General features: G+C 61.2%; 23 protein-coding genes. 13 read left to right on the plus strand and 10 right to left on the minus strand.

Features of this window, described 5'->3' with window-relative positions; genetic code table 11:
* Positions 1 to 12 precede the first annotated feature (12 nt).
* Positions 13 to 345 (plus strand): bacillithiol system redox-active protein YtxJ, encoded by a 333-nt coding sequence (gene ytxJ, locus NMA52_RS07100; protein ID WP_254826962.1) that lies wholly within the window; start codon positions 13 to 15, stop codon positions 343 to 345.
* A 1-nt stretch (position 346) separates the two neighbouring features.
* Entirely contained in the window at positions 347 to 1,024 is a 678-nt protein-coding gene (gene mnmD, locus NMA52_RS07105; protein WP_254826963.1) for a tRNA (5-methylaminomethyl-2-thiouridine)(34)-methyltransferase MnmD, read from the plus strand.
* On the opposite strand, the gene NMA52_RS07110 is transcribed toward mnmD, so the two are convergent.
* Positions 974 to 1,567: a hypothetical protein gene (locus tag NMA52_RS07110; RefSeq protein ID WP_254826964.1), complete on the minus strand. Its 594-nt coding sequence runs from the start codon at positions 1,565 to 1,567 to the stop codon at positions 974 to 976. The genes mnmD and NMA52_RS07110 overlap by 51 nt on opposite strands.
* 175 nt (positions 1,568 to 1,742) lie before the next feature.
* Between NMA52_RS07110 and ribD the strand changes: the two genes are divergently transcribed.
* On the plus strand, positions 1,743 to 2,789 hold the full coding sequence (gene ribD, locus NMA52_RS07115; protein WP_254826965.1) for a bifunctional diaminohydroxyphosphoribosylaminopyrimidine deaminase/5-amino-6-(5-phosphoribosylamino)uracil reductase RibD: 1,047 nt from the start codon (positions 1,743 to 1,745) through the stop codon (positions 2,787 to 2,789).
* Here the strand turns inward: ribD and rocD are convergent.
* Together rocD and NMA52_RS07125 are read right to left on the minus strand one after the other, a co-directional pair.
* Positions 2,779 to 4,062 carry an ornithine--oxo-acid transaminase gene (rocD, locus tag NMA52_RS07120; protein WP_254826966.1) on the minus strand — a complete coding sequence of 428 codons (1,284 nt, stop codon included), beginning with the start codon at positions 4,060 to 4,062 and terminating at the stop codon, positions 2,779 to 2,781. The two genes, ribD and rocD, sit on opposite strands and share 11 nt — an antisense overlap.
* 127 nt (positions 4,063 to 4,189) lie before the next feature.
* Positions 4,190 to 5,890 (minus strand): DUF2207 domain-containing protein, encoded by a 1,701-nt coding sequence (locus NMA52_RS07125; RefSeq protein ID WP_254826967.1) that lies wholly within the window; start codon positions 5,888 to 5,890, stop codon positions 4,190 to 4,192.
* A gap of 112 nt (positions 5,891 to 6,002) precedes the next feature.
* On the opposite strand from NMA52_RS07125, the gene NMA52_RS07130 reads away from it, so the two are divergent.
* The 3 genes from NMA52_RS07130 to NMA52_RS07140 are packed head-to-tail and all read left to right on the plus strand — an operon-like array spanning position 6,003 to position 9,238.
* Positions 6,003 to 6,869, plus strand: coding sequence for an alpha/beta hydrolase (locus NMA52_RS07130; protein ID WP_254826968.1), 867 nt, complete (start codon positions 6,003 to 6,005; stop codon positions 6,867 to 6,869).
* A gap of 31 nt (positions 6,870 to 6,900) precedes the next feature.
* Complete coding sequence (locus NMA52_RS07135) at positions 6,901 to 8,754, plus strand: DUF2157 domain-containing protein (RefSeq protein WP_254826969.1); 1,854 nt, start codon at positions 6,901 to 6,903, stop codon at positions 8,752 to 8,754.
* Entirely contained in the window at positions 8,741 to 9,238 is a 498-nt protein-coding gene (locus NMA52_RS07140; protein WP_254826970.1) for a GDYXXLXY domain-containing protein, read from the plus strand. The genes NMA52_RS07135 and NMA52_RS07140 overlap by 14 nt, the downstream gene beginning before the upstream one ends.
* Here NMA52_RS07140 and NMA52_RS07145 read toward each other — a convergent pair.
* Entirely contained in the window at positions 9,231 to 10,028 is a 798-nt protein-coding gene (locus NMA52_RS07145) for a queuosine precursor transporter (protein WP_254826971.1), read from the minus strand. The genes NMA52_RS07140 and NMA52_RS07145 overlap by 8 nt on opposite strands.
* A gap of 129 nt (positions 10,029 to 10,157) precedes the next feature.
* On the opposite strand from NMA52_RS07145, the gene NMA52_RS07150 reads away from it, so the two are divergent.
* Both NMA52_RS07150 and NMA52_RS07155 read left to right on the plus strand, forming a co-directional pair.
* The gene (locus tag NMA52_RS07150; protein WP_254826972.1) at positions 10,158 to 11,105 is read left to right on the plus strand and encodes an L-threonylcarbamoyladenylate synthase; all 948 of its coding nucleotides are present in this window, start codon (positions 10,158 to 10,160) and stop codon (positions 11,103 to 11,105) included.
* Between the two features lie 59 nt (positions 11,106 to 11,164).
* Entirely contained in the window at positions 11,165 to 11,566 is a 402-nt protein-coding gene (locus NMA52_RS07155) for a hypothetical protein (RefSeq protein WP_254826973.1), read from the plus strand.
* Here the strand turns inward: NMA52_RS07155 and NMA52_RS07160 are convergent.
* A complete protein-coding gene (locus NMA52_RS07160; RefSeq protein ID WP_254826974.1) occupies positions 11,563 to 11,814 on the minus strand; it encodes a hypothetical protein in 252 nt (83 codons plus the stop codon). The genes NMA52_RS07155 and NMA52_RS07160 overlap by 4 nt on opposite strands.
* A gap of 185 nt (positions 11,815 to 11,999) precedes the next feature.
* Between NMA52_RS07160 and NMA52_RS07165 the strand changes: the two genes are divergently transcribed.
* Positions 12,000 to 12,719: a TIGR00730 family Rossman fold protein gene (locus NMA52_RS07165; protein ID WP_254826975.1), complete on the plus strand. Its 720-nt coding sequence runs from the start codon at positions 12,000 to 12,002 to the stop codon at positions 12,717 to 12,719.
* On the opposite strand, the gene NMA52_RS07170 is transcribed toward NMA52_RS07165, so the two are convergent.
* From NMA52_RS07170 to thyA, 3 genes are read right to left on the minus strand one after another with little or no spacing between them, the layout of a single operon-like run.
* Positions 12,703 to 14,076, minus strand: a complete 1,374-nt coding sequence (locus NMA52_RS07170; protein WP_254826976.1) for a DUF2254 domain-containing protein — start codon at positions 14,074 to 14,076, stop codon at positions 12,703 to 12,705. The genes NMA52_RS07165 and NMA52_RS07170 overlap by 17 nt on opposite strands.
* Positions 14,077 to 14,081: 5 nt before the next feature.
* Positions 14,082 to 14,561: a YkgJ family cysteine cluster protein gene (locus tag NMA52_RS07175; RefSeq protein ID WP_254826977.1), complete on the minus strand. Its 480-nt coding sequence runs from the start codon at positions 14,559 to 14,561 to the stop codon at positions 14,082 to 14,084.
* A gap of 2 nt (positions 14,562 to 14,563) precedes the next feature.
* On the minus strand, positions 14,564 to 15,469 hold the full coding sequence (gene thyA / locus NMA52_RS07180; RefSeq protein WP_254826978.1) for a thymidylate synthase: 906 nt from the start codon (positions 15,467 to 15,469) through the stop codon (positions 14,564 to 14,566).
* 139 nt (positions 15,470 to 15,608) lie between these two features.
* Here thyA and NMA52_RS07185 point away from each other — a divergent pair, with 139 nt between their 5' ends.
* Positions 15,609 to 16,448, plus strand: coding sequence for an SDR family NAD(P)-dependent oxidoreductase (locus tag NMA52_RS07185; protein WP_254826979.1), 840 nt, complete (start codon positions 15,609 to 15,611; stop codon positions 16,446 to 16,448).
* 73 nt (positions 16,449 to 16,521) lie between these two features.
* Positions 16,522 to 17,166, plus strand: coding sequence for a DUF2911 domain-containing protein (locus tag NMA52_RS07190; protein WP_254826980.1), 645 nt, complete (start codon positions 16,522 to 16,524; stop codon positions 17,164 to 17,166).
* Positions 17,167 to 17,175: 9 nt separating this feature from the next.
* On the opposite strand, the gene NMA52_RS07195 is transcribed toward NMA52_RS07190, so the two are convergent.
* On the minus strand, positions 17,176 to 18,129 hold the full coding sequence (locus NMA52_RS07195) for a hypothetical protein (RefSeq protein WP_254826981.1): 954 nt from the start codon (positions 18,127 to 18,129) through the stop codon (positions 17,176 to 17,178).
* Positions 18,130 to 18,202: 73 nt separating this feature from the next.
* Between NMA52_RS07195 and NMA52_RS07200 the strand changes: the two genes are divergently transcribed.
* Positions 18,203 to 18,970, plus strand: coding sequence for an SDR family NAD(P)-dependent oxidoreductase (locus NMA52_RS07200; protein WP_254826982.1), 768 nt, complete (start codon positions 18,203 to 18,205; stop codon positions 18,968 to 18,970).
* A 2-nt stretch (positions 18,971 to 18,972) separates the two neighbouring features.
* Positions 18,973 to 19,395, plus strand: coding sequence for a DUF1622 domain-containing protein (locus NMA52_RS07205; RefSeq protein WP_254826983.1), 423 nt, complete (start codon positions 18,973 to 18,975; stop codon positions 19,393 to 19,395).
* Positions 19,396 to 19,404: 9 nt separating this feature from the next.
* Here the strand turns inward: NMA52_RS07205 and NMA52_RS07210 are convergent, their stop codons facing one another.
* Positions 19,405 to 20,526 carry a hypothetical protein gene (locus tag NMA52_RS07210; protein WP_254826984.1) on the minus strand — a complete coding sequence of 374 codons (1,122 nt, stop codon included), beginning with the start codon at positions 20,524 to 20,526 and terminating at the stop codon, positions 19,405 to 19,407.
* Positions 20,527 to 20,569 lie beyond the last annotated feature (43 nt).

The raw sequence follows: 20,569 nt of genomic DNA on the forward strand, positions 1-20,569 counted from the left end.
ATAGCCCCACCCATGAACTGGATTAAGATCGACAGCGTCCACGATATCGAAGCCATCATCGAACGCAGCCACCACGTTTCCTGCCTTATCCTTAAGCACAGCACCGCCTGCCCCATCAGTAGCCTGGCTAAAAACCGCCTGGAGAAGCAATGGGATCTCGAGCATTCCGCCATGGAAACTTACTATCTCGACCTCCTGCGGCACCGCGACGTGAGCAACTACATCGCCGCCGAGTTCGCCGTGGATCACGAATCCCCCCAGGTGCTGCTGATCAAGGACGGTCGCTGCGTATTCAATGCCAGTCACCTGGATATTCGTGTCGACGAGCTGCGGCAAACGGCCTGAGATGGACTCCCCCACCCCGTTTCTGACCGCCGACGGTAGCCACAGCTTACGCAGTCCCGCGGGCATCAGCTACCACAGCACGCACGGGGCCATTCAGGAGAGTCAACACATTTTTATTGAATACGGGCTACTCCCCCTCCTCCGCGACGAACACCCCCGGGATCTGAATATCCTGGAGATGGGTTTCGGGACCGGCCTCAACGCCCTCCTGGTGAGAGCCGTGGCCGCCAATCATCCGGGAACGCGCTTCGCCTATACCACCTTCGAACGTTATCCCGTCGGCGGCGAACAGGTACGTCAGTTGAATTATCCGGCCCGGCTCGGTCTGCCCGCCGAGCGCTTTTTTCAACTGCACGACGCACCCTGGGGCGAACCCACGCAACTGGACGCCAATTTCGTCCTGCACAAGCGGCGGGAAGACTTTCTGGGTACCGGGCCGCACCCCGCGCGCCCGGTCGAGCTGATCATTTACGACGCCTTTGCCCCGGAAAATCAACCGGAACTCTGGACGCCGGAAGCCATGCGGCAGTGTTATGCCTGGCTGAAGCCCGGAGGCAGACTACTCACCTACTGCGCGAAGGGGCAGTTCAAACGGAACCTGCGGGTGGCCGGATTTCGGGTGGAGAGATTACCGGGCCCGGTCGGCAAACGTGAGATCACGCGGGCCTTCCGTGACTGATGGTTTGCGGGAGGCGACCTTATTGATCTTACCCATTTTACCGTACAGTTCTACCGATTTGCGGTTGTAGGCCAGGGCGGCTTCCTCCGCCGTGGCGAACATTCCGATGTGCAGGCTGCGGCGGTTCACGGAGATCACGGCACGGTAGCGGTTATTCTCCTTGTACACACCGGTGTACCCGAGCTTACTAGATGTGCGGCGTTTCCGGCTGGCAACCGACCGACTGCGGTATTCGATGTTTTCCAGGCGGCAGTCAAGCTTGTTTCCGTTCACGCTGCCCACCAATTTCCGTTCCCCCTTGCGCGTGTGGGCCAGATAACGTTCGGCGATCAGCTTATGCAGGTAAATGGTTTCCGTCCGGTACCCATCGGATGCATCGCAGCGAAAAGACTTCTGAAATACGACGCAACCCGAAGAATGCAGACGCAGATTGTGGAAGAAGTTGAGGTCGCTCAGGTGATCGTCCTGACTTAACTCCCTGAATACGTGAAGGTCCAATATGGCATACTCCTCCGCGTTTTTTAGTTTGATGTGCTTGTTCATAGCTTTAGGTGTTTATGGGGCCGAACTGCACTATTCGGCGAAATTCAAATGTTGTCCGTATACACAAGTATCCGAACCAAATATACACCCTAATCGGGATAATAACCAGCACCTTGCCCCTCACTTGAGACAATATTGCACAAATGTGCCTCACCTTTTCTGAATCAGCCATTAAGTGAAGAATATTGACATGTTGGCCCGTACGGCACAATTGGCCCGGTTGGCGGATTCCTCCGTCTGCGACAACCCGCGGGTCGGGGCGGTGCTGGTCCACCAGGGTCGCATCATCGGGGAAGGGTACCACCACCGTGCCGGGGAAGCCCACGCGGAGGTGAATTGCCTGGCGGCCGTCAGCGATGCCGACCGGGAACTTATTCCCGACAGCACCCTCTTCGTCAGCCTGGAACCCTGCTGCATCAAGGGGCGCACCCCCGCCTGCACGGGCCTGATCCTGAAGGAACACATCCGCAAGGTGGTATTCTCCCAGCGCGATACGACGGACGAAGTATCCGGCAGGAGCGCGGCCATCCTGCGGGAGGCCAAGGTGCGGGTGAAGGAGTACCCGGACTTCTCCCCCACCGAGGCCACCAACATCAACCGGCTGATCTACACCACCGAACAGCGGCCCTTCGTGCTGTTGAAGTTCGCCCGCTCGGCGGACGGTTACCTGCGCCCCCGCGACCGCAGCCGCAAATACTGGATCACCAACGACATCAGCCGCCGGCTGGTACACCGGTGGCGGACCGACACCAACGCCGTCATTGTCGGTGCCCGGACGGTAATTGAAGACGACCCTAAACTGAACGCGAGATTTTTCCCGGGTCCCGATCCCCGACCGGTCGTCATCGATCTGCGCGACCGGCTCACCGGCAAGGAAAAACTGTTCACCGCCGGCGGGGAACGCCCCCTCGTGTTCACGGGCCGTAAACCCGCCAAATTGCGGGCCGACACCGTCGAAATGAAGGAGAAGGACCTGAACAAAAAAGCCGTCAAGAAAATCCTGCGCAAGCTCCACGACCTTAAATTCGGTCACGTCACCGTGGAGGGGGGTGCCTCCACGCTCACCGCCTTTCTAGAGTACGGTTACTGGGACGAGGCCCGGCGCTTCACCGGTCCCGTCCGCTTTGGTAGTGGGCTGCCCGCTCCCGAATTCCCCGCGTCAGCTCGCCGCACCGGTAGCGAACGGATTGGAACCGACCTGCTGGAAACTTTTAAACGGTAGTCCGCGCCTCACTCAATTCCCTGACGGCTTTGCCGATGATTCCGCAGGCTTCCCGCAGTTCGGCCTCGGAAATGACCAGCGGTGGCGCGAAGCGGATGATGTTACCGTGGGTGGGTTTGGCCAGCAGCCCGCGGTCGGCAAGCTTTAAGCAAAGTTGCCAGGCGGTGTCTCCCGTTTCCGAATCGTTGATGACCAGCGCATTTAGCAGACCCTTTCCCCTCACGAGGCGGAGCGTCTCCGGATGGGCATCGACCAGTTGTTGCATTTCGCTGCGGAACAAATTGCCGAGCTCCCGGGCGTTCTGGGTCAGCCGCTCGTCCACGACCACCTGCAGCGCCTCCCGGGCAACCGCGCAGGCGACCGGGTTGCCCCCGAAGGTACTTCCGTGCTGGCCCGGCCGGATGACGTGCATTACCGCATCGTCGGCCAGTACCGCGGATACGGGATAAGTGCCTCCGCTGAGCGCTTTGCCCAGGATCAGCACGTCGGGGCGGGTGTACGTTTCCCGTCGCTCGCAGTGCCCGGGACAGGTGCAGTCCCCGCAAACCCGCAGTAGGGCCCCGGTGCGTCCGATGCCAGTCTGTATTTCGTCGGCCACGAAGAGGACATTATGCTCCCGGCAGGCGGCGGCCACGGCGGGGATGTAATCGTCTTCCGGGACGAACACCCCGGCTTCCCCCTGAATCGGTTCGACCAGAACGGCGGCGATGGTCGCGGGATCATTGCCGAGCGCGGTGCGTAAGGCGGATATATCCCCGTAGGGCACGCTCTCGAAGCCCGGGGTGTAGGGACCGAAGTTTCCCTTGGCGTTGGGGTCCGAGCTGAAACTGATGATGGTCGTGGTGCGGCCGTGAAAGTTTTGTCCGCACACGATGATGCGTGCCCGGTCGGTAGGAATGCCCTTCACTTCGTAGCCCCACTTCCGGCAGAGTTTGATGGCCGTTTCGACGGCCTCCGCGCCGGTGTTCATGGGCAGTACCTTGTCGAATTGAAAGTACTCGGTCAGGTACTTCTCGTAGGGTCCGAGTTGATCGTTGTGAAAGGCCCGACTGGTGAGGGTGAGGGTGGACGCCTGCCGTTGCATCGCGCCGAGAATGCGCGGGTGACAATGACCCTGATTGACGGCGGAATAGGCACTGAGGAAATCGAAATACTGCTTCCCCGCTACGTCATACACGTATACGCCCCGGCCCTCGCTGAGCACGACGGGCAGTGGGTGGTAGTTATGGGCGCCGTAGCGATCTTCAAGGGCAATGTAATCGGCTGGTTTCATGTGGCGGGCAATTTCCCCCAAAGGTAAATCTTCGCGCGTGCTTGCGTAAGTGAGCCCCCGGGTGATCACTTCCGGGGTACATCGCGAGCTTCCCGGGCCACCACCGTATACGCTTGGATCTGCCAATTTACCATCCTCCCGCGCCCCCGCCGCCCGAACCGCCGCCCACCGAACCGCCGCCCCCACTGGAGGCGGACTGCACCGGGGTGGAAGACGTGTGGACGACCTGGGTGAAGCTTCGGCCGAATTCCGCCGCGATGAAGGGTTGGCCGCCCGCGTAGTACGCCGGGCGATAATGACTGGTGTCCAGCAGGTCACCGAAGTAGGCCGTCCACTTCGTATGAATGCCGAGGGCAATAGCGTAGGGCAGTAAGTCCTCGTAGTGCTCCGGGCTCATCGCGGGAGCATTCGGGAGTCGCTTTCGTTGGTTTTCACCCATGGAGAGATAGTCCCGAAAGGCCGCGATCCGCGCATTCAGCGCCACGTCTTGCGGACTCGGTTTGCGGATCAGATAGCCGTAGGCCGGCAGCGCGAGCAGTCCGGCAATGGCGAAGACAATGAGAGCCGGTACCGCCCAACCGGTTGAATCGGTGCCCGTAAGGAAACCGGCGGCCACGAGTGTCAGGCCGTAAATGCCCGCCAGCGGCAGGATGAGTTTCCAGTTACTTTCCCCGCTTCGCGTACCCCGCAAACGCTCCTGCAGAGCCCGGTGATGGGCGCTCACCACTTTGCGGAGACGGCTGTCGTAAGATTCCTTTAGGATCACCTCACCGGAACGGGAGAACAGCTTGTCCATTAACACGCGCTGTTCCGACGGTAGCATCTCCGGCGACGGCCCATCCGCGTTGCGCCGCAGCCGGTAGTACGATTCGGTGAAGATGAAGCCTTCCTCAACGGGCTCGATGGACAAATAGCCCCGGGTCGCCAGCCGCAGCAGGGACGCCGTAAAGCAGGCGGTATCGGGAGCGCCAAAGGTGGAAGCCAGAACCCCGATGGCCGCCGGCGAGTGCCCCCCGGGCGGTTCGAAAGTGGGTCCTACGTGCGGAGCCGGCGGGTCCACGCCGTGACGTCGCCAGGTGGTATAGAAATAATACCCGAAGCCGATTGCGCCGAGCAGCAACAGGAATAAAGACCCCTCCCGCTCCCACCTGCTCCGGGGAGGCGGCGGAACGGATTGAACCGCCTGGGCGGGGGCCATCGCCGTAAAAAAGCCGGGTTGGAACCCTACCGCGATGCTCATCGACCGTCCCCGCCCGAAGGTTCCGCGACCACTAAATTTCAGCTCACCCGTTGCCCGTCGGTCGAGGCAGTCGCGGTCGGTGGACCCTTCCACTCCGGTATAGCACGCCCACTGCATCGCCTCCGCTCCCGGGGGTACGGCTACTGTGGCCGTTAGCTCGTCGATGCGGAGGCTCACGTCCGGGCCGATCAGGTCGACGTCGAGCTCATCCAGGCTGTCCAGCTGCCCGATGGCGTTCTCAATGCGGTAGGTCAGTCGGTAAGTATAGCGGCCCGGATCGAGCAGCACGTCCTGCTGTCCGGCGAAAATGGTAAGCAAGCCGTCGCGGGTTTGGGTGTGGTGGGGCTCCACCTGCCCGTCCCGTTCCACGGACATCAGGCTTATGGGCTGTTCCGTACGCTGGGGCAGACTACGGGTGATCCCCCGCTTCACCGCGATCCCCTGCGCCTCGACCGTGATCGTCTCGGTAATATCGACCGAACGGTCGGCCCGGGGCACGATTTCGGCGTGCCAGGATGAAAACCGTTCCTGGCCTACGACGGTCAGGCACAGCAGACAGAATAGGAGGGAGATGAGGGAGCGGAACAAGGCGGAGTGGTTTATGCTACAGTATAGCTGCCTACCGCCCAAACGGTCAAATCATATGGACGAAGCAGGTCGCGCACCGGACGGACGCAAGTCTTACCCTATCTTACCGGCGATGTACTGGTTTACCCTGATGATTCCGGTTGTTCTGGTGGTCGCCTTCACGACCTGGCTGCCGGAGCGGATCATTCGTCCCCGACGACGCACGGTCAACCTCGACCCCCGCGATCTGGGTTTCGCCTTCGAATCCTTGGAGCTCACTACGCCGGAGGGGGTAGCCCTGGCGGCTTTCTACGTCCCGGCCACGATCCCGGCCCGGGGCAACCTCGTACTGCTCCACGGCAAGGACAGCGCCAAGGAGCTTTACCTCGAGTATCTTCCCCAATTGGTGCCTTTCGGATATAACCTACTACTGTACGATGCCCGGGGCCACGGCCGGAGCCAGGGCGAGTTCACGACCTTCGGGTACCACGAGTGGCAGGACGCGGTCACGGCCGCAAAGCACCTGCGCCATCTCGGCGGGGATTTACCCACCGGCGTTTTCGGGCACAGCATGGGCGGTGCCGTAGCCCTGCAGACCATGGCACGCAGCGTCGCCATAGAGTTCGGTATTGTTGAGAGCGCCTTTACCCACCTGGGCGACATCACCTACCGCTACGCCCGCCGCCAGTCCGGCCTTCCCCTACCCCGCTGGCTCACCGACCGGATCCTCGACCGGGCCGAGAAGATCGCCCGCTTCCGGCACCGAGAGGTGGAACCGGTACGCGCGGCCCGGTCCGTATCCCAACCGACCCTCATTATTCACGGCGAAGACGACCGCCAGATCGACGTGGACAACGGTCGTCAGCTCTACGCGGCCCTCGGAAGCGTGCACAAGGAACTGTACATCATCCCGCGGGCGGGTCACGACAACATCACCGAGGTGGGAGCCGACGGCTACTGGTGGCGATTGCGGGCATTCCTGGCGTCGGTCACCGGATGAACCACCCGGCACGTTAGCGTACCTTAACCGCATGAGTTCACCCGCCCCCCACGCAACTACCCCGACGGCCGGTCCCGCGGACTGGCTCTGGTTCGGGCGTACCGTGCTGCTCGGTGCGGGCGTGGCTTTTCTTCTCAGCGGGGCCATCTTCTTCTTTGCCTACAACTGGGATTCGCTGCACCGTTTCGTAAAGCTCGGCACCGCCGCCGGCCTACTGGCGGGAACCGGAGCGTCGGCCCTGTGGCTGCCCGTCGGTTACCGCGTGCGGGAGGTACTGTACACCGCTACCGTGGTACTGATCGGAGCCTTGCTGGCCGTGCTCGGACAAGTGTACCAGACCGGAGCGAACAGCTACGATCTTTTCCTGGCGTGGTCGATATTTGCCTTACCCTGGGTTGCATTGGTGTACTTCGTTCCCCTCTGGCTCGTGTACGCCGTATTGCTGAACGTCACGCTTGTCACTTACGCGCAGCAGGTGAGTGTACAGCTGGACCTGATCGCGACGGGACTCCTGCTCTTCGGTTTGAACGTCGGGCTCTGGGCGGTTGTCTACGGCCTCTGGAACGCGCGCCGGCGATCCTTCGATGTTGTGGCTAAATTGCTGGCCCTGTGGGCGGCCACCAACGTGACCGTGACCATCAGTTCGGGCAGTTTCGATGAGGCGCCAACGGAACTGCTGTTGACGATCGGGCTGGGCCTGACCGTCTACGCGGGCTGGGTGGTGCTCGCCCTGCGCCAACGCTCGGCCTTTTACCTGGCGGTCGTGGGGGGCTCCGTATTGCTTACCCTCACCTTTTTACTGCTGCGCCGGTTGGACAACGAACTATCGTACCTCGCGGCCGGCTTACTCGTGCTCGGGGGCGTGACCCTGCTGACCGACCGCTTACAACGACTCCGGACATCGTGGCAACGACCGACCGCGACGAACGCCGGTGCGCTGGCGGATCGTGCGGACGAGGAGGAGGAATCCGGCATAGCCGTCAAGGTACTGTCCGCCTTCGGGGGCTTCTTCGCCAGCTTGCTGTTCCTCCTGTTTTTGTGGATCACCGATCTGATCACCCATCCCGTCGTGGCGACGGTCCTCGGTCTGTTGCTGGTTGTCACCACCATCGTGCTGGGTCGCCACCCCCGGCAGGCCTTTCTGGCGACCCTTACGGTGTGTGGCTATCTCGTGGGGGTGGGACTGACCATCGTAGGCTTACCCCCACAGATCAGCGATCGTCAGTTGGTCATTCCGGTCTTCCTCATCGCCGTCGGTACGCTGGCGTTCACGCGCAACTACTTTCTCGTTTTCCTCGCCGTCGTTTCCCTTCCGGCCTGCTTGCTTTACCTCTACCTGATCGATCCCGCCTTCGTGTTCGTCAACCTGGCCGTGGCGGGTAGCGCGGTGGCGCTGGTAGGGTTTGCGATATTTCGCGGACGTTTGCCGGGCGATCCCCGCTATCCGGCCGCCCGTACGGGTTGGGCGTGCGGACTGTTGATGTCGCTGCTCTTCTACCGCTGGGGCTACTGGTTGGCGGACCTTCCCCCTACCTACTACGACGAGCTGCCGGCCTCCGTTACGCTCTTCGCGCTGGCGGCATTCCTGCTGTGGCGTAGTTTGCCCCGACCGTGGGCCGTCGTGTCGTCCGTGATCCTGCTCCCGTTGACGCTGTTGCCCCTCCTGCTGGGTAGCCTGCTTTTGCTGCTGACGGGCTTTCGGGAACGTCACTTTGCCGCGACCGGGCTCGGGGTGTTCGGGATGTTGTACTTCACGGCACAGTATTACTACGACCTGCGGTGGACGCTGCTGGACAAATCGCTGCTGCTCATGGCTTCCGGTACGCTGCTGCTCCTGGCTTTCCTGCTCGTGCAACGAAAATTTCCCCTCCGTGCAACGACTTAAGCAACTCGTACTTGCCGTATCGCTAGTGCTCGTGTTCGGCTACGCGGCCTACGAAGTGTACACCAAGGAGCGCACCATACGGGAGGGGGAACTCATCCTGTTGCGGTTGGCACCGGTCGACCCCCGTTCGCTCATGCAGGGCGACTATATGGAACTCCGGTATGCAATTAGCACCGAAGCGGAGGCGCCCCCCCGGCGGGGATTCCTGGTGCTGGCGCGCGATGAGCGGGGGGTCGGGCGGTTCGTACGGGTACAGGCCGGGCGGGAACCGCTCCGGACGGGTGAGCACCTTATTCGATTCGTGCGGCGGAGCGCGGGAGCCGGCCAAACCGGAAGGCTATCCATCGGTGCCGAGCAATTCTTCTTTCAGGAGGGGCGGGCCGAACGGTTCGCGGGCGCCCGGTACGGCGGCCTGCGGCTCGACGGGCGCGGGGGCTCGGTGCTGGTCGGGCTCTACGACGAAGACGCCCGGTTGATCAGGTGATCGTGGCCCGGGCCCGCATGGCCGCGGAAACTTCTTCGCCGAGATAGCGGTCGATCAGCGCGTGCAGCCAGTAGATGACCGGCGTAAGGACAATAGCCATGGTAAACTTGAATACGTACTGTACGGTAGCCACCGCCAGGATGCGCGACCACGGCCAGGGGGCGGTGACTCCCCCGAAGAGTTCCGGCCCCAGTTTGAACGCTACGTAGAGCACCACGAAGCTGTCGACCAACTGACTGACGAGCGTGGAGCCGGTAGCGCGGAGCCAGAGCTTCTCCTCCCCGGTCCGGCGCCGGATCCGGTGAAACACGAAAACATCGGTGAGTTGCGCAATGAGGAAGGCCAGCAGGGAGCCGATGATGATAAACAGGCCCTGTCCGAAGGTGACCCGAAACGCGGCTTGGTTGTCGGGTACGCCCTGCACCTGCGCGCCCGCCACCCACCAGTCCGCCGGGCTTAACTGTATCGCCGCGAAGATCATCACGAAGGCGTAGCCGATGAGACCTACCGTGAGATAGCTGAGCAGGCGTACGCCACGCTGGCCGTAGTACTCATTGAGCAGGTCCGTCATGACGAAGACCACCGGCCAGAGCAATACCCCGGCGCTGAACTGCAGGGCGCCGACTTCTCCGAACAGATTGAAGTTCCAGGGAGCGAGTCCGAGCGTGTTTTCCAGGGCAAAAATCTTGACCCCGATCAGTTCGGCGACCAGGGCGTTGGCAACGAAGAAGCCCGCCAGATACACGAAGAGCCGGCTGGGACGGTGATTGATGACTTCGGTAAAGGGCATGGACGCGAAAGGATCGGTGAGGGGTGCAATATCACGAATTTACCGTCCGTGTTTGGCTTGAAACCCGCTAATCCGCGCGCGCTTCGGCTCACCAATGCATCGCTTTGCGCGTAACTGATACTTTTGTGCATGCGCGCAATCATCGGAACGGATCCCGAAGAAGCGGCCCGGCGACTCTCCGCGGGCCAACTCGTAGCCCTACCTACGGAAACGGTGTACGGCCTGGGGGGGAACGCCCTCAACGCAACGGCGGTGGGCAATATATTTTCCGCTAAGAACCGCCCGAGTTTCGATCCCCTCATCCTCCACCAATCCACCCCGGACCGGGTGCTGGCTTACGCCGATTCCGTCCCCGACGAGGCGCAACAACTCGCGGGCGCATGCTGGCCCGGACCACTTACGCTGGTGCTTCCCCGGGCAGCCGCCATTCCCGATCTGGTAACTTCCGGACTGGACACCGTAGCGCTACGGGTGCCCGCGCATCCCCTCATTCGGGAGGTGCTCGACCGGGTCGACTTTCCCGTGGCGGCCCCCAGCGCCAATCCCTTCGGCTACGTAAGCCCGGTCACCGCCGCCCACGTAGCCGACCAGCTGGGGGACCGCATCGACTACATTCTTGACGGAGGTCCCTGTCGGGTAGGACTGGAGAGCACCATCGTGGCTTTTCCCCGGGGAGAGCCTACGGTACTCCGCAAGGGAGGCACTGCCGTGGAGGACATAGAGAGCGTTCTGGGGAGGGCCGTGGCGGTCCGCACCGTCAGCAGCAGCCGGCCGGCGGCACCGGGTATGCTGGTCAGTCATTATTCACCCGGTATCGCCCTCCGGGTGGTGGATCGGGCCGGCGAGCGGGGAACGCCCGACCACGCCGTCGTACGTTTTGGCGGCGGTACGGAAACCAGAGGACCGCACGACTACGACCTTTCGGCCCGGGGGGATCTGGACGAAGCGGCCCGCAATCTCTTTACCGTACTGCGGCAACTGGCCACCGGGGGGTACGGCTCCGCGACCGTGGAGCTGGTCCCCGAACACGGGCTGGGGCGGGCCATCAATGACCGCCTGCGCCGGGCAAGCAAATAAGCGCCGCGGGTTAACTTTCCCGAAATTGCCGCGTTTCGGGAATTGCAATCTTACCAACCATGCGCTTCGTCCCTTCCCTACTGCTCCTGCTTATCCTCGCGACCTCCTGCGGCCGGGACGGGGAAGCTCCCGTCGTGGAAGCGGCCGAGTTGACGGGGCGGTGGGATCTGGTAGAGGCACGGCGCGACAACGTGAAGACCAATCTGCTGGAGGGACTCTACTTCGTCTTCGGGGAGGGCGGACGGTTCGAAACCAATCTACTGACCAACGAAGCGCAGTCGGGCACCTATTCCCGCGATGGCACGGAAATCGTGACGACGGAGGTAGAGGCACCCATGACCTACGAAATCGAATCGCTCGATGAAGACGAGTTGCTCCTGCGATCGCGCTACCAGGGATTTCTGTTCGACTTCCGCATGGAGCGTCACCGGAACCAGGGCGGGGGGTCGGACGCGGACTAGCGCAGGAAGAAGTGTTGCAGGTCGCCGATGGTTTCGACCTGACTGGCTTCCTCCTCGGTGAGGTAGTATTCCAGTTTACTTTCCAGGGTAGCGATCAGCAGTTCGACGTCCATGGTGTCGAGGAAGAGATCTTCCCGCAGTCGGGTGAAGCCGTGCAAGCGGTGGCCGGGTTGGCGCAATTCGGAACTGAGGTTATACATTAGGGAAGCTGCGCGTGCGGCACTGGCTTCGGCGGAAATGCTAGTCATGATGTTCATTTGGCAACCGGCCGGGGGAGGCGGGATTAGAAAGCGAATATTCGCTGAGGAGAACGATGTGATGGGGTTAAGCGTTGCCTAGGTGGTAAAATTTATTCTGAATGAAACCCTGGGACGCCTTTCGGCATTCCCTTCCGGCGACGCCATTGCGTGCGCCCTATTTAACTTGAGGCTTTATGAGTGATTTTTCCGGGCTTGATCGTCAGGCCCCCCGTCGCTGGAACACCGAGCCCTTCGGTGAGAACAGTTGGACCATGTTCAAGGTCATCAGTGAGTTTGTCGAAGGATTCGAAGTGATGAACCGTATTGGCCCCTGTGTTAGTATTTTCGGATCGGCCCGTACTAAGCCCGATCATCCGTACTACAAGACCGCCACCGAGATCGGACGCCTACTCGTGCGCCAGGGCTACGGCATCATCACCGGGGGCGGCCCGGGCATTATGGAAGCCGGGAACAAGGGCGCCCACGACAGCAAGGGCGCCAGTATTGGGCTCAACATCGATCTTCCCTTCGAGCAGAGCAGCAATGCCTACGTAGACCACGACAAGGACATTGACTTCCGGTACTTCTTCGTACGCAAGGTCATGTTCGTCAAATACGCCCAGGCCTTCGTGTGTTGTCCCGGTGGTTTCGGTACCATGGACGAGCTGTTCGAGGTACTCACCCTGATCCAGACCAAGAAAATCACCCCGGTACCCGTCATTCTGGTAGGTAAGGACTACTGGTCGGGTCTGCGCGAGTGGATCTTCGATACGATGTCGACCCGGGAAAAGACCATCAGTGAGGGCGATATTGATTTGCTGCCCGTCGTCGACACCCCCGAGGAGGTCCTGGCCATCATTCAGGAGTTCTACGACGAAAAGGGCGGCCGGCTGGAGCCTAACTATAAGTTGTAACCGCTCGGGTACCGGGCCGGTCGCGGTGGGTATCCCGCAGCAGTTCCAGCTCCCGGACGTCGCGCAGCCGGCGGCGTTGGGCCATCAACTCCCGGGCGATTACGCGGCGGTCGCTTGAGTTCAGGATGTTAGCCCTGGCGTCTTCCAGCAGGGCACGCATTTCCTCGCCGACGATGCGGCCGTAAGTGACCGACTGTCCGGCCAGCAACAAGAGATGAAACAGCATCTGGAATAACCGCCGTACAATCAGGGGGTCCTGCTTACCGTAACAGCGCATCTCCTGCATCAGCGCGGTAAGTACCTCGTCGTAGTCGTGACGGGCGAACCAGACGTCCCCGCCCTGTTTGGCCCGAAAGTAGTTGTGGAGTGGTGCGGCCATCAGCCGGCTGAGGATTTCGGTTTGCCGGTCGATCACCGTCAGGGCGGTTCCCGGGTCGTTGATGCCGGGTGAGAGGGCCTTCAGCGCGATCTCGGTGAGCTGCTTCAAATTGGGCAGGTACCAATCGTCAAAACGATCGTGGATCGGGGAGACCGTAGCCATGATCCGTTCGATCTGCTCCTCGGTGAGCTTTCGCTCGGACTGCAGCATGGGCAGTCCCTTGGGCACGAAGTCCCCCTTGCGTACCCCTATGTAAATACGGGTATCGTACTTTCCCGCGAGTTCGGACAGCGATTTATGGTCTACGGTGCCTACGTAACCGCTGATGGGTGACGGGATCGCGTACCAGTCCTTGACTTCCCGGGGTATCGTACCCTCCGAGAACCCCTCCTGCTGCTGGTCGAATTCCGACTCGATGCCCCGCAGCGATACACGGGCCGAGGCATCAATGATGCTATCCACCTGGATCTTCTTCGTGATGGCCGTTACGAAATAGACGAACAGGCACAGACAGGTGATCCCCAGTATGGTACAGACCAGAATAGAGAAGTTCGGAATTTTGTAGTCATCGTTGCTCCGGATGGACAGTAGGACCGTAATCGTAAGCACGATGGTGGCCAGGTTCAGACCCATGACGAACTGCAGGGAGCGGTCGCCGGTCAGCTTGGGCAGCAGGCGGGGGCTGTAGCTGCTAGCTACCTGGTTGAGCAGGATCATGATCTGGGAAAAGGTGAAGACCGTCAGGGTGATCAACCCCCCGATGAACATGCCCAGAATGGTACGGGCCGTATCCTGGCTCGTAATGGCCAGGGCGGGGAATATGTCCGTGGTACGCTGACTAATGCCGGTTCGGTTCTCTAGCCAGTAGAACAGAAACCCGAAGGTTACGGCCGCCACGATCATGGGCACGGGAAGAAAAGCAACGCTGCGTACAGCCTGCTTACTAAAGGTGCGTACGAGTCGCGTTAGCTTATCCATGACGTTTAATTACGTAGCCTCCTTAAAATACGGGCAACGGCGGGGCATACCAGGGTGTTGCGGAGTGTCAACGGCAGAATCTGCAGCATGTTCTTGCGGTCGGTATGAGGATACTCCCGGCAGGCGCGGGGGCGGGCGGCGTACACCGAGCAATAGTTGTCGGGACCGAGAAAGGGACAGGGAGCGGAATTCAGCACGTAGTCCCCCTCGCCGTCGAGGTGCAGGTAGCGTTCCACCAGGTCCGCCGGACGAATCCCCAAATGACGCGCCAGGCGGTCGATGTCGATATCGCGAAAGATGGGACTGGTGGTCTTACAGCAATTGGCGCAGTCCAGGCAGTCGATCTCCGCGAAGGACTCGTCGTGCAATTCGTGGAACTGCCGGTCGAGGTCCGCGGGGGGGCGACTGCGCAGCTTGCTGACGAATTTACGGTTGGCCTTGTGTTCGCCGGCGGCCCGCTCCAGTTCCTTGTTCGGGTCTACCATCACTATACGGCGATGGGCGCCCGGATGGCGGGCCAGGGATCATAGTCCACCAATTCGATGTCCCCGTATCCGATCGTGAAGATGCCCGGAGCATCCTTGTTGATCCGGAGGCGGGGCAGCGGTCGGGGGCTGCGCGTCAGTTGTTCACGGGCCTGTTCCAGGTGGTTGCTATAGAGGTGGGCGTCGCCGAGGGTATGCACGAATTCGCCAACCTGTAGCCCGCACTCCCGGGCTACGAGGTGCGTCAGTAAGGCGTAAGAAGCAATATTGAAGGGTACTCCGAGAAACACGTCGGCGGAGCGCTGGTAGAGTTGGCAGCTCAGTCGCCCTTCAGCCACGTAGAACTGAAAGAGAGTATGGCAGGGGGGTAATCCGGCCTTTACCATGGCCGGAATATCGTTCGGGTTCCAGGCCGTTACCAGGAGCCGTCGACTATCCGGGCTGGACCGGATGCCCTCGATCACGTCGCGCAGTTGGTCGACCCCGTTGAAGTCGCGCCACTGTCTGCCGTAGACCGGTCCGAGTTCGCCCCAGGTAGCCGCGAAGGCTTCATCTTCAGCGATGCGGGCGGTGAACGTACGCATGGCATCCTTCCAGGCCGGGCTGTGCTTGGGCAGCGCGTCGTCCTGTCCCGTTTCCTGTAGGTAGTGCTGGAAGGGCCATTCGTTCCAGATGCGCACGCCGTTACGGACCAGATACCGAATATTGATATCGCCCCGGATAAACCAGAGCAGCTCGTGGACGACGCTCTTCCAGTGTACGCGCTTCGTGGTCAGGAGAGGGAATCCCTCAGCGAGGGGGTAGCGCGACTGGTGGCCGAATACGGACAGCGTACCCGTGCCCGTGCGGTCCCCTTTCCGGGTGCCGTTGGCAAGAATGTGACGAAGGAGGTCGTGATAGACTTGCATGGGTGGTAAGCAGTCGTTTGTGGCGGTACGTATGCCGAATTCCGGCGGAAAGGTAAAACTATAATGACGGATCGACCCTTTAACACGGGAATTAGCGGGCCTACTCACCTTTTCGCCCTCACCCCACCCCGTCGCAGGGATGAACGATAAACACGAATACATGGATGTGGATGTTTACGCCGGTAAGTCGGCCATTGTCACCGGTGCCGCCAGGGGCATTGGGTTTGGTATTGCCCAGCACCTAGTTGCCGGGGGCGCTACGGTAGTGCTCAACGACGTCGACGCGCCGTCAACCGAACGTGCGGTAGCCGAATTGAACGCCCGGGGGCCGGGAAGGGCCATCGCCTATACCGGTGACGCGAGCGACGTGGACTTCATTTACGCCATGGTGGCCCACGCAGCGGGACTGGAGGGCTGCCGCTTTGAGATCGTGGTGGCCAATGCGGGGCGGACGGAGTTCGGCGACTTTTTCGACTTCACCGAGGAAAGCTTCCAGAAGGTGGTCGATCTTAACCTGAAGGGCACCTTTTTCCTTACGCAGGCCGCCGCCCGGCAGCTGCGCGCGCAGGCTGCGGGTGGCCGCATCATCCTGATTGGCTCCAACGTGGGCAGTCGGGCGTACAACAACCTCACCGCTTACGGAATGTCGAAGGCCGCGATCGCCATGCTGGCCCGTCAGTTGGTCCTCGATCTGGGTCCTTTGGGAATCACGGTGAACTGCGTGGCGCCGGGAGCTACGCTTACGGAGCGGACCGCCCTGGAGGAACCCGATTACGCCGGCATCTGGTCCCAACTGAACCCCGACGGCCGCGTCGGGTTGCCCGAGGACGTTGCGGCGGCCGTGGGGTTCTTTCTGAGTCCGGCCGCCGGTCACGTCACCGGACAGGAACTGTTCGTCGACGGCGGTTGGACGGGCTATGCTCCCTCCCCCTATTTCGCCGAGCAAATCCGGCAGTGGGAGAAAAAAGGGCCGCGGTAAGTCCACCTTTTAGCCGTTGCGACGTTCAACAGGCTGAATTGCTTTCTTCAGAATTTGTTAAACCAACCATATTATGCAACGCATCACCTGCTATTGCCTCGTTTTTTGCGGCCTGCTCTTCGCGGCCAGCTGTAATACGCCACCCACCGGCAATACGGCGGAGGCTAATCAAACGCCCGCCACCGGAGCAAATGCCACGACCGCGGACCAGTCCGCCAACGACATGTCCGGTCGTGACTACACGGTCACTACCCTCGACACCACCATCAAAAGTCCCCGCAAGGAGATGAAGGCTACCGTAGACGGCGTCAGCATTACCGTCAACTACGGCAGCCCCGCCGTCAACGGCCGCACCATCTACGGTGATCTGGTCCCCTACGGAAAAGTATGGCGGACGGGTGCCAACGAAGCTACCCGGATCACCTTCGGCCAGCCCGTGAAGGTCGGCACGGAGGGTACCACCCTAGAAGCCGGCACCTACTCCCTGTTCACCCTCCCCGCTTCCAAGGATGACTGGACGATCATTTTCAACAAGACCGCCGATCAGTGGGGAGCGTATGACTACGCCGAAGGCGACGACGTAGCACGCATCAAGGGCACCGCCAAGTCCAGCGGCGCTGCCGCGGAGCGGATGGATTTCGCCGTTAGCGGCAACGAAATTCAGCTTATGTGGTCGGATCTGACGATCAGTTTTCCCGTAGCTGCCGCGGCTAAGTAACCCGCGCCCTTACCGACGGCCGCCGCCCCTCCGGCTGCGGCCGATCAAGTCGAGCCCCTCGTCAGGTTTAGCCACCTCGCGAGGGGCTTCTTCGTATTTGTGGGTAAAGACCTGTTCTTCTTCCCGCCACAAGCCCGCCGGAGTCATTTTCAGCAAGTGGTAACTTCCGTCGGGCATATTAACCGGTCCCTCCCCGTAGTTCCCCGGTACCATAATGAGGTTTTCGTATACGATGCCCCCCAGGTCCTCATCGTATCGTAGGGCCACGGTCGCTTCGGCTCCGTACTCGAGGATGATCCGCGCCCGGTCGCTCAGCAGGAGGTCCGAATCGGTGTAGGTTTCGAATACCGGCAGACCGAACTTCGGTTTTCCGGTCGCGTCGAAGTGAAGTACGTCCAGCACCTTTCGACGACGGTAAGTACCGTAGCTATCGTAGCCGAGCACGAAGTAGTAAGGTCGATCTTGGTGAATCCCCCCCTCCAGGAGTCGGTAAACGGCGTAGCCCAGCCAGTTATCGGCACCGACAACGGCATTCTCGGGATTCTCTAGCCATTCGTCGCCCCGATCGAGCAGCGGAAACAGCTCCAACTGCACGGCATTTTTTTGAATGGCCCCGTAGTGGCGGTACTGATCCCGATCCACATTGAGCTCCCAGGTGAAGACGCGGAAGGTACTGTCGGGGGGATACTGCACGCTCAAACCCGGCAGCGCGGAGAAGTCGTAGGTAAAGGAGTGCGAGCGATCGAGCGCCGTCACCAGTTCCCGGATTAGGTCGCGGCAGGCGGTGAAGCGGGCCGTCTCCGAACTATCGGTATAGACCGTCGAAAGCAGCGCGGTCATGGAAACCCGGGCCTCGTCCAGCGCACGCCGGTCTTCCGCGGCCAGGGCGGCGGTGGACCGCTGGGCACCGAGCGTCATCGTAATGAACAACAGCGGCAGGTAAAACAATGTACGTGTGTTCATAGAAGCATTAGCTAACCCAACTAATACGCCGCAACGCTCGCGATAGTATTACCGCGGCGCATACATTTACATTATGATAACAGTCGACTTCAGCGGCCGGACGGCCCTCATTACGGGCAGCAGCCGGGGCGTGGGCAGGGCTACGGCGCAACTCTTCGCCCGGGCCGGTGCCCGCGTATGCGTTCACTACCGATCGGGGGTGGAGGAGGCGAAAGCCGTGCTGACCTCCCTACCCGGCGCCGGTCACTGTATGCTGCAGGCCGACCTGAGTGATCCGGCCGCGGCGCGGCGGTTAATCGATAGTGCGATCACCAAACTCGGCCACCTGGATATCCTGGTGAATAATGCCGGCATCTTCCGCTCCCACCCCGTAGACGGTAGCCTATCTTTTGAGAGTTGGTTAAGTACCTTCCGCGAAACCCTGGACACGAATCTCGTAGGTCCGGCCGCGGCGGCGTACCAGGCCATTCAGCACATGCGCGGCCGCGGCGGAGGCACCATCGTCAACATCGGGAGCCGGGGCGCCTACCGCGGTGAGGCCGGGCAAGTGGGCTACGGAGCGGCCAAAGCCGGTCTGCACAGTCTCAGTCAATCGCTCGCGCAGGAAGTCGGGAAGGACAACATCACCGTGCACGCCGTTGCTCCGGGCTTCATCGAAACCGCCATGGTGCGCCCCCACCTCCAGGGGGACGCCGGGGTGGCCGTCAGGGCCCAGAGTCCGCTCAATCGCGTGGCTACCGTAGAGGAGGTTGCCCGCGCGGTACTGTACCTGGCCAGTCCCGAAGCTAAGTTCACTACCGGCAGCGTCCTCGACCTGAACGGGGCCAGTTATCTGCACTGATCATGGAGGAACAGTCGATCTACGAAATTGCCGAATCCAGTATTTACCACTTCGCCGAGTGGTTAAAACTGGTCGTTGAACTCTGTGGCGTCCTGGTAATCGCCTGGGGCGTGGCCATTTCCCTCTGGCTCTACGCCAGCCGCATATTTACGCGACGCGAGCAGGACTTCGTAGCGCTGCGCCTGGCGCTGGCCCGCTACCTGATCGTCGCCCTGGAGTTTCAACTCGCGGCCGACATCATCAGTACGGCCATCGCGCCGGGTTGGGACCAGATCGGTAAGCTGGCCGCCATCGCTACCATCCGTACCGTGCTTAACTATTTTCTGGAGAAGGAGATCGACAGTGAAGTAAAAGCCATCAAGAGCGGCGATAAGGACACCTTCGACAACCGTATGGAAGACGCCGCCGACGAGCCCCGGACGTAGGCTAAGCTATTATTCGTTGCACCTAGTGAAGACGGCGGCATCGACCGGCTCCTGGACGCAGACTTTCCACGCATCGGTACCGATGCGGTATGCCCGGAACCGGACGTAGGATCGGGTAGTGAAATAGGTGTACTGAACTAAAGTCTCGCCCCGCCGCGGTCCGTTCGTGATATCGCCCCGCCGCTGTTCGTCCGGATAGTAGCGGTGGCCGCCATTGACTAGCGCCCCGGGGTGCTCCCCCGCCCCGGAAAATCCGAGCTGAGTCAACTCCTCCCGGTTCAGGGGGCGCTCTTCGTAGTAGGCCCACCTGCCCCGCAGCATTTCGGCATGGAAATAGCGCTTACCCCAGCCGTCACTCAGGACGATCACGCGGGATCGGGGATGGTGGGCATTTTCCCAGTTGATCGACGTGGTATGCAGGACGCGGTGCACGCATGCCGCGAGAAGTAGGCTTTGTCCTTCCTCCACGCGACACAATGCGAACGGTTCGGATTGGCGGGAGAGACGATGCCGTGGGAGTGGCCTCGGTGGCGAAGCGGGTACGGTCTCCTCACGCTGCCGCATTTTGGCGGGGAGGGGATGGCGGACGGGGTTCTCCCCGGGCAACTTCAGGGGATGCTCCGGACCTCCGTCTCCGGATAGTTGAAGAAATACCGCGATTTCCCGTTCCAGGCGCGTTAGCAGGTCGCGATTCAGGTGGGGATATAGAAGGTTGATACGACTACCGTCCACTCGCTCAGCCCGGAGTTGCCAGTACGCTGCGGTTGCCCCCTCCGCGGGACCCTCCACCGCCGCATCCACGTACAGCCGACGGATATCCCGGGCCGGGATGGTGACGTGGCGCATCCAGGTCGGCAGTGGTCCGTGGGTGACCCGCAACTCCCGAGCCGTCGCCGAGACAACCGTCGTATTGACGAAGAGGGCAACGACGGAGTACAGCAATAAAGCGGCGACGAGCAGATGAAACACGATCGGCCACCCGGCGTCAAACAGGAGGAAGATGTAAAGCAGTCCGTCCCAGATCAGGGAAAACACCAAAAGTGCGTAGGTGGCCGGTGTCCGCCACGAATACGTTACGAGCAGTTCGTTGCCCCTTCGTTCGATCCGTATGTTGTGGTCAGTGATCCGCATGGAAGGGGATTAGCGCTTGCTCCGGCCGAACACGGCGCGTCGC

Source organism: Lewinella sp. JB7 (assembly GCF_024297185.1).
GTDB lineage: Bacteria > Bacteroidota > Bacteroidia > Chitinophagales > Saprospiraceae > Neolewinella.